General features: G+C 63.8%; 10 protein-coding genes. 2 read left to right on the top strand and 8 right to left on the bottom strand.

What is annotated here, in order from left to right:
- The 6 genes from ABIV12_RS09680 to ccoN all read right to left on the bottom strand — a co-directional run.
- The coding region (locus ABIV12_RS09680; RefSeq protein WP_348058673.1) for a 4Fe-4S binding protein at nt 1–521 on the bottom strand (521 nt) is incomplete at its 3' end.
- Entirely contained in the window at nt 518–802 is a 285-nt protein-coding gene (locus tag ABIV12_RS09675) for a hypothetical protein (protein WP_348058675.1), read from the bottom strand. The genes ABIV12_RS09680 and ABIV12_RS09675, both read right to left, overlap by 4 nt.
- A 20-nt stretch (nt 803–822) precedes the next feature.
- Complete coding sequence (ccoP, locus tag ABIV12_RS09670; protein WP_348058671.1) at nt 823–1770, bottom strand: cytochrome-c oxidase, cbb3-type subunit III; 948 nt, start codon at nt 1768–1770, stop codon at nt 823–825.
- Entirely contained in the window at nt 1767–1922 is a 156-nt protein-coding gene (locus ABIV12_RS09665; RefSeq protein ID WP_348058669.1) for a cbb3-type cytochrome c oxidase subunit 3, read from the bottom strand. The genes ccoP and ABIV12_RS09665 overlap by 4 nt, the downstream gene beginning before the upstream one ends.
- Nucleotides 1919–2554 carry a cytochrome-c oxidase, cbb3-type subunit II gene (gene ccoO, locus ABIV12_RS09660; RefSeq protein WP_348058667.1) on the bottom strand — a complete coding sequence of 212 codons (636 nt, stop codon included), beginning with the start codon at nt 2552–2554 and terminating at the stop codon, nt 1919–1921. Before ccoO ends, ABIV12_RS09665 begins: the two co-directional genes overlap by 4 nt.
- 12 nt (nt 2555–2566) lie before the next feature.
- The gene (gene ccoN / locus ABIV12_RS09655; RefSeq protein ID WP_348058665.1) at nt 2567–3991 is read right to left on the bottom strand and encodes a cytochrome-c oxidase, cbb3-type subunit I; all 1425 of its coding nucleotides are present in this window, start codon (nt 3989–3991) and stop codon (nt 2567–2569) included.
- Between the two features lie 232 nt (nt 3992–4223).
- On the opposite strand from ccoN, the gene ABIV12_RS09650 reads away from it, so the two are divergent.
- Together ABIV12_RS09650 and ABIV12_RS09645 are read left to right on the top strand one after the other, a co-directional pair.
- Nucleotides 4224–4838 (top strand): OmpW family outer membrane protein, encoded by a 615-nt coding sequence (locus ABIV12_RS09650; RefSeq protein ID WP_348058663.1) that lies wholly within the window; start codon nt 4224–4226, stop codon nt 4836–4838.
- A complete protein-coding gene (locus ABIV12_RS09645) occupies nt 4838–5875 on the top strand; it encodes an NAD(P)/FAD-dependent oxidoreductase (protein WP_348058661.1) in 1038 nt (345 codons plus the stop codon). The genes ABIV12_RS09650 and ABIV12_RS09645 overlap by 1 nt, the downstream gene beginning before the upstream one ends.
- 80 nt (nt 5876–5955) lie before the next feature.
- Here the strand turns inward: ABIV12_RS09645 and ABIV12_RS09640 are convergent, their stop codons facing one another.
- Together ABIV12_RS09640 and ABIV12_RS09635 are read right to left on the bottom strand one after the other, a co-directional pair.
- On the bottom strand, nt 5956–7032 hold the full coding sequence (locus ABIV12_RS09640) for a hypothetical protein (protein WP_348058659.1): 1077 nt from the start codon (nt 7030–7032) through the stop codon (nt 5956–5958).
- Nucleotides 7033–7269: 237 nt separating this feature from the next.
- Nucleotides 7270–7873, bottom strand: a 604-nt coding sequence (locus tag ABIV12_RS09635) for a CAP domain-containing protein (protein WP_348058657.1), incomplete at its 5' end; no start/stop codon positions are given.

Below are 7873 nucleotides of genomic sequence, written 5' to 3'. Positions count from 1 at the left end.
CCGACAAACGTGAATCCGGTCCACAGCGCGAAGATGATCCACACGACCTGCTTGGCCGACTTGCGCAGGAGCTTCTCGCGGCTCCACGGCGCATTGTCCAGTCGCATGCGCGCGTTGCGGTCCCCTTCGATGCGCCGTTCCATCCACAGGAACACCTCGGTCCACACGGTCTGCGGACACGCGTAGCCGCACCACAACCGCCCCGCAAGCGCGGTGAAGAAGAACAGGCTGAGCGCGGCGATGATGAGCAGCAGGGTCAGGAGATAGAAGTCCTGCGGCCAGAACGTGAGCCCGAGGATATGGAAGCGCCGTGCGGGCAAGTCGAACAGCACCAGCTGCTGGCCACCGACGCTGAGCCACGGAAACGCATAGAACATGCCGAGCAGCCAGAACACGACGCCGGTGCGCAGTCGCTGGAAGCGGCCGTCGATTTCCCGCGGATACACCTTGGGCTGTTTCGCGTAGAGACCATCGCCACCGACGACGTGGATCGCGAGATCGTTGCGGGCACCGCGCTTCATTGTGTACGCGCCTGCACGTCGCGTGCGGGTGGCCCGAGCAGCATGGCGGTGAACAGGCTCGCGCTCGCGGTGCACGCCCAGAACATGAAGAAGCCGATCGTGTAGCCGAGTTCGCGCGACACCTCGGCGTGCGGCCAGCTGATGGCGGCGAGCTCGATCGGATCGACCACGGCGAAAAACCACATGGTCGCGACGCCCGCCGCAAAAAACGACGGCCACGCGATCGCGCCGACCCTGCGCGTACGCGCTTCACGCGCGACGACGACGGGGTCCTCCGACATCGATGACGAACGTAGCCGGCTCATGGCTGCGCGGCGGGAGTCAGTGTGGCGACCTGGTCTGCCGCCGCATCGACCGCGCCCTGTGCCAGGACCCACGCGACGGCAAGCCGCGCACGATCGTTGCCGATCACCGGTTCCCACGCGGGCATGACACCCGAGCGTCCATTGTTGATTGCGAGCCGCACGGCATCGAGGTCGCCGCCGCCGTGCAGCCAGATATCGTCGGTGAGGTTTGGCGCGCCGATCGCCTGATTCCCTGTTCCCGTGACACCGTGACAGGCGGCGCAAATGCCTTCGAAACGGGGCTTGCCGAGCGCCGCCAGGCGCGAGTCGTGCTCATGACCGGAAAGACTCAGCACGTAGTGGGCGACCTGATCGACTCCTCCGTCGGGCAGCGTGGCCGCGAGCGGCGGCATGATGCCGTGGCGGCCTCCGAGGACGGTGGTCAACACGGTCTCGGGATCGCCGCCGTACAGCCAGTCGCTGTCGACGAGATTGGGATAGCCCGTCGCGCCACGTGCGTCCGAACCGTGGCATGCCGCGCAGTTGTTGGCGAACACGTTGCGTCCCACCTTCACGGCCTTCGGGTCGTGCGCAAGCTGCGCGACGGGCGTCTGGCGAAAGCCTGCGTACAGCGATTCGAGACGGGCATTGGCATCGGAGGTTTCCTTTGCCGCAGCTGCGGCCGAGGTCCATCCGAGGTTGCCCGCGAAATTGCCGAGACCGGGATACAGGACGAGATAGCCGATGGCGAAGATCACGCTGAGGATGAACAGGCCGAACCACCAGCGCGGCAGCGGATTGTTGAGTTCGGTCAGGTCTTCGTCCCACACGTGACCCGTGGTGGCGTTGTCCGCGGTCGTGTCGCCGCTGCGACGCCGCGCGGTCGCGATCAGCAGCCAGACGACACCGACGATGTTGGTGGTCGTCAGCGCGATGATGTACCAGCTCCAGAACGTGCTCATCATGACTTCGCTCCACTGCGGACGGACGATGGTTCCAGTTCGAGTGCGAGTGCGGCCGCTTCAGTGAAATCGTCGCGTCGCCGCGCGCTCCAGGCCCAGCCGGAAATCCCGGCGAACAGCAGCAGCATCAGTGCGATGAAGAATCCCGCGATCATGGTGCGGCCGCCTTCGCCGGCGCGGCAGCGACCGCTGGCGAGGTCGTGCCGAGGCCCTGCAGGTAGGCAATCAGCGCGTCCATCTCGGTCTGCCCGGTCACGGTGTCATGGATCGACGCGAAATCGGCATCGGTATACGGATCGCCGAGCCATTTCAGGACCCGCATCTTGCGTTCAACCAGCGCCGGATCGACCAGCGCCTGCGACAACCACGGGTAGCCCGGCATGTTCGACTCGGGCACGACATTGCGTGGATTCTTCAGGTGCGCGCGATGCCAGTCCTCGGAATAGCGACCACCGACACGTGCGAGATCCGGTCCGGTCCGTTTGGAACCCCACTGGAAAGGCCGGTCGTAGACGGATTCGCCTGCGGTGGAGAACGGGCCGTAGCGCAAGGTCTCCGACGCGAGCGTGCGGATCATCTGCGAGTGGCAGCCGTAGCAGCCTTCGCGCACGTAGATGTCGCGACCGGCAAGGCGCAATGGCGGATACGGTTTGATGCCGGGCGCGGGCTCGATCGTCTGCGCCTGGAACATCAGCGGGACGATCTCGACCAGCCCGCCCACGACGATGACGAGCAGGATCAGCACGGCCATGAGGCCAACGTTCTTCTCGAGGATTTCATGCTTCATGCGGGCGATTCCTCAGGCGTGAACCGGCATCGGGACGAGCACGGGTGGCACGTCGCGTTGCGGGAGACAGGTTTTCCACGCGTTCCAGCACATGATCAGCATGCCGCTGAAGAACATCAGGCCGCCGAAGGCGCGCGTGACGTAGTACGGATAGGTCTGGTGGAGCGACTCGATGAACGTGTAGGTCAGCGTTCCGTCCGCGTTCGTCGCGCGCCACATCAGGCCCTGCATGACGCCGGCGATCCACATGGCCGAGATGTAGAGCACGATGCCAATCGTCGCGATCCAGAAGTGCAGGTCGATCGCGCGGGTGGAATACATGCGCTGCGCACCGAACAGTTTCGGCAGCATGCTGTAGATCGCGCCAATCGTGATGAAGGCGACCCAGCCCAGCGCACCCGCGTGGACGTGGCCGATCGTCCAGTCGGTGTAGTGCGACAGCGAATTGACCGTCTTGATCGACATCATCGGACCTTCGAAGGTCGACATGCCGTAGAAGGACAGCGAGACGATCATGAACTTGAGGATCGGGTCGGTGCGCAGCTTCTGCCACGCGCCCGACAGCGTCATGATGCCGTTGATCATGCCGCCCCAGCTCGGCGCGAGCAGGATCAGCGAGAACACCATGCCGAGCGACTGCGCCCAGTCGGGCAGTGCGGTGTAGTGCAGGTGGTGGGGACCGGCCCACATGTACACCGAGATCAGCGCCCAGAAGTGCACGACCGAAAGCCGGTACGAATAGATCGGACGCTCGGCCTGCTTGGGAACGTAGTAGTACATGATCCCGAGGAAGCCGGCGGTGAGGAAGAATCCGACCGCGTTGTGCCCGTACCACCATTGCACCATCGCATCGACCGCGCCCGAATAGATCGGGTAGGACTCGGTCCACGACACCGGAATCGCGAGACTGTTGATGATGTGCAGCACGGCGACGGTGATGATGTAGGCGCCGAAGAACCAGTTCGCGACGTAGATGTGGCGGATCCGCCGTTTCGCGATCGTGCCGAAGAACACCACCGCGTAAGTCACCCACACCGCGGCGATCAGGATGTCGATCGGCCAGATCAGTTCGGCGTATTCCTTGCCCTCGGTCATGCCGAGCGGCAACGTGATCGCGGCCAGCACGATGACGGCCTGCCAGCCCCAGAAGGTGAATGCTGCGGCTTTCGCGCCGAACAGTCGCGTCTGGCAGGTTCGCTGCACGACGTAGTACGAGGTGGCGAACAGGCCGCATCCGCCGAACGCGAAGATGACCGCGTTGGTGTGCAGCGGGCGAAGCCGACTGTAGGTGAGCCACGGGATGTCGAAGTTGAGGGCAGGCCATGCCAGCTGGCACGCGATCAGCAAGCCGACCGCCATCCCGACGACGCCCCAGACGATGGTGGCGATCGTGAACTGGCGGACGACCTTGTCGTTGTAGGTTTCGGCGGCGGGCATCGGCAATTCCGTCGTGGCTGGACGGCAGAAGTGTGTGCGCGCAACGCGTCGCGTCACTTGATCGAAATCAAGCGCGTGTCGGTGACTGCGCTGGATGAGACGCGATGTCGCACGGCGGCTGCCGGGGCCCGTGACAAAGCGTCACGTCCGCCCGGCGAGTTGACGTCGATCAACTGGAGGAGGCACTCCGTTGGCGAGCATGGCGTCCACTTTTCTACCTTCGAGAACTCCGATGAAACGCATGTGTCCCGCAGCCACTGCCTTCCTCCTCGCCTGCGTTCCGCTTGCGCACGCGCAAAGCGATGCCAACTGGCAGGTCAAGGTCGGCGTCCACGTCGTCGATCCGACCGCGGACAACGGCCATCTTGCCGGCGGCGCACTGGCCACCGATGTCGGCAGCGGCATCAGCCCGACCATCACGCTTGAATATCGCGTGACGCCGAACCTCGGCGTCGAGTTGCTCGCCGCGTTGCCGTTCTCGCACGACGTGAAGTTGAATGGCACGAAGGCCGCCACTGCGAAGCAACTGCCGCCGACGTTGTCGGTGCAGTGGCACTTCCTGCCCGATGCGCGCTTCGATCCATTCGTCGGCGTCGGGCTCAACTACACGCGCTTCTTCTCGGTCGACGAGAAGGGGCCGTTGACAGGCACGCAACTGGAGCTCGGCGATTCGTGGGGTGCGGCGTTGCACGCCGGCCTCGAATACGCGGTCAACGATCGCTGGTCGCTGACGGGTGACGTCCGCTGGATCAGCTTGTCGAGCGACGCGAAGGTCAACGGCGCCAAGGTCGGCACGGTCGACATCGATCCGTTCGTCTACGGATTCGCGATCGGATACCGCTTCTGATGATCACGACCGACGTCCTCATCGTCGGTGCAGGGCCTGTCGGCCTGTTCCAGGTGTTCGAGCTGGGACTGCTCGGGCTGAATGCCCACGTCGTCGATTCCGCACCGCAGCCCGGAGGACAGTGCACGGAGTTGTACCCCGACAAACCGATCTACGACATTCCCGCGATTCCCGTGTGTGGGGCACGCGAGCTGATCGAACGGCTTCGCGAACAGATCCAGCCGTTCGCGCCCGTGTACCACTTCAACGAAACGGTGGTGCGGGTGGAGCCAAACGGCGCTCGTTTCATCGCGACCACCGCGTCGGGTGCGGTCTTCGACGCCGGTGCGGTCGTCATTGCCGGTGGACTGGGCGCGTTCGCTCCGCGAAAACTTCCGCTGGAGGATGCAGCGTTGCTCGAGGGCAACGCAGTGCTCTACAAGGTGCCGAATGCGACCGAGTTCAAGGGACAGGACATCGTCGTCAGCGGCGGCGGCGACTCGGCGCTGGACTGGGCGATCGAACTTTGCGCGACGGCGGCCAGCGTCGTGCTCGTTCACCGCACCTCGTCGTTCCGCGCCGCGCCTGCAACGGTCGCGAAGATGCGCCAGGCCTGCGATGACGGTCGTCTGCAGTTCCTTGAAGGAGAGATCGTCGGCCTCGAGCACGTCGGTCAGGCATTGACGGTCGTGCGAGTCAGCGCGCGCAGCGGACTGGTTCGCCGCATCGACGCGTCGCGCCTCCTCGTGTTCTGGGGATTGCATCCCGCACTCGGCCCGATCGCAACCTGGGGCCTCACCCTCGACAAGAACCAGGTGGTGGTCGACACCGCAACGTTCCAGACCAGCATCGACGGCATCTACGCCGTCGGCGATATCAACACGTATCCGGGAAAGCGCAAGCTCATCCTGAGCGGGTTCCACGAAGCGACCTTGGCCGCGTTCGCGATCAAGTCACGGTCGACGGACGGAGCAAAGGTGGCGCTTCAGTACACGACGACGAGCCCCGCCCTCCACCGACGTCTCGGAGTGGCGGTCGACGTGGCCGACGATGCGTGATCCAGAAGGACAGCCGATCGGCGCTGGCCGGCCGTGCGAACCCACGATCCCGCCTGCGCCGCCCCGTTCGTCGATCGCGATCAGGGGACGAGAACGGAATCCTTGTCCTCGAACGAGTAGCGCGATTCCTGCACCCAGTGGCCGTCCTGCAGCACCGGGACCTTGTGCACGCGCACGTCCTTGACCGACATCTTCCCGCCTTTGTCGTCGACCCAGAAGTCGATGTCGTAGAACTGATCCGTCGTGCCCACCTTCTTGAAGTCGGTGCAGGCAAAGTACTTGCCGTCCGCCTTGAGCTTGCGAACGGGTTGGTGGACGTTGACGAATTCGAGCGGAATCGTTTCGCCGGTGACGTTGTCCTTCACGTGGAAGACGCCCTTCGCCGCCGCCTTGACGTCGACGACGTCTTCGTTGATCGCCGACATGACCTGCCATCCGCGACGAACTTCGGTATCACCGGGGTGTTCCGACGACGGAATCCACCACCACGGAGTCGGCGAGCGCGAAATGAGTGTCCACTTGCCGTCTTCCTTCCTCGGGGCGCGATACAGGAGCGTCTCCATCAGCACCAGCTTGCCGTGCCGGGGTTTGACCCAGAAGTCGAGCACGTACTTTTTTTCCGGATCTTCCTTTGCATGAAACCCGACATCGGGGAAAAATCCGTAGCCTTCGAGGTGCCGGACAAACTTGAACTCGTCGAACACCAGATCGAGCTTTTGATTCGTCACCGCATCGTTGTACGGAAATGCACCGCCATTGGCTTTTGCAGCCTCATCGATCACGTCCCTGGTGAATTTTTTCACGTCGTCGCCCGTGAAGTCGGCCATCTCCGCCTGGGTACTCGCCACCTCGCTGGTCGCCAGGAATTCGCGGGCCTTTTCCAGATTGACGGTGGCGTCTTTCAGAAACTTCGCCTTGGCGGCGGCGTCGGCAAAGCAATAGGTCTTGCCGTCCTTGTCGAGCCAGGTGACGGAGCAATCCGTCGGAATGTGGTTGCCTTCCGCGAGTCCCTCGGTGCACTGTCCGTCAAACTCGCCGGCCGGCGCACCGAAGGCTGAGACACTGCAGGCGATCGACGCCACGAGCAGGCCCAAACGCAGTGCCTTTGAACATCGACCCGAACGTGGCGGGGCGAGGGGTGGCATCGATCTGGTCATGTGTTCGTCCTCGCGCGCTTGTTGAGTCTTCGGAGCTTGCGCTCTGGTCGGGCTGATTGGAAGTTGCGGTTCGTGAACCGACGGAGACGCGACGGGTCCATCCGGCGGCATGAAAGGATTGCCGGCGGGATCTGCCGATTCGCAGGATCACGAAGGCCGCTCGTCGCCCGCGCAGCGATCATTGCGCCGGAAGGTCGCGGCGATGCCGACTGGTTCGCACGAGAATGCGCGACCGATTCAGTACGGTCGCTCGCCCGTGTAGTTTCCCGGCGGGCTGTAGTCGCAGACGATGAAGGTCCAGTTCGGAAATTGCGCGCCGAACGGCGAGCCGCTCGAGCACTGCGTTTGCGCGCAGCCGACCTGCGTCGTTCCACGCCACACGATTTGCGTGTAGTGCCCGCATTGCTGGCCGCTGGCGCAGGAGTTCGACGCGTAGTTGTAGAATTGTTGCTCACTGACCCACAAGGTCGCGGCGCCTGTCTGGTTTTGACTCTGCGGCGCGACGGCGCTGATGTTCTGGCCGAGCCCCGCGTTGTCGCCGTGCTCCCACACGCAGCGGTCGGAATGTACTTGCGCCGTTTGAGCGATCGACGCGCTCCATAAAAGCAGCGGCAACGCGGGTGCCGCCGCCGGAGTCACTGTCTTGCGAGCACAGTTGCTGACTTGCAGGTGTTGCTTCCACGCCGTGGGCGCCGTCGCCGATTCGCCGTCGACACCATCGAAGAACACGCAATCCAGAAAGGCCGCGTGTGCCGTCGACACGGATGCGAAGAACAAAGCCGCCAGCAGCAAGATGTTCATGATCGTCCCCTGCAACGGCAGCGCCACAGCATTCAGCGCT

It is taken from the genome of Dokdonella sp., from assembly GCF_039926425.1.
GTDB lineage: Bacteria > Pseudomonadota > Gammaproteobacteria > Xanthomonadales > Rhodanobacteraceae > Dokdonella_A.
Note: the sequence above shows the minus strand (reverse complement) of the source record. Positions and strands in the feature narration are given on the sequence as shown.

Bases quoted from the DNA above. Each gene is read 5' to 3' on its own strand.
- ABIV12_RS09675 (WP_348058675.1), bottom strand. From the start codon at position 802: ATGTCGGAGGACCCCGTCGTCGTCGCGCGTGAAGCGCGTACGCGCAGG.
- ABIV12_RS09640 (WP_348058659.1), bottom strand. From the start codon at position 7,032: ATGACCAGATCGATGCCACCCCTCGCCCCGCCACGTTCGGGTCGATGT.
- ccoO (WP_348058667.1), bottom strand. From the start codon at position 2,554: ATGAAGCATGAAATCCTCGAGAAGAACGTTGGCCTCATGGCCGTGCTG.
- ABIV12_RS09645 (WP_348058661.1), top strand. From the start codon at position 4,838: ATGATCACGACCGACGTCCTCATCGTCGGTGCAGGGCCTGTCGGCCTG.
- ccoN (WP_348058665.1), bottom strand. From the start codon at position 3,991: ATGCCCGCCGCCGAAACCTACAACGACAAGGTCGTCCGCCAGTTCACG.
- ABIV12_RS09665 (WP_348058669.1), bottom strand. From the start codon at position 1,922: ATGATCGCGGGATTCTTCATCGCACTGATGCTGCTGCTGTTCGCCGGG.
- ABIV12_RS09650 (WP_348058663.1), top strand. From the start codon at position 4,224: ATGAAACGCATGTGTCCCGCAGCCACTGCCTTCCTCCTCGCCTGCGTT.
- ccoP (WP_348058671.1), bottom strand. From the start codon at position 1,770: ATGATGAGCACGTTCTGGAGCTGGTACATCATCGCGCTGACGACCACC.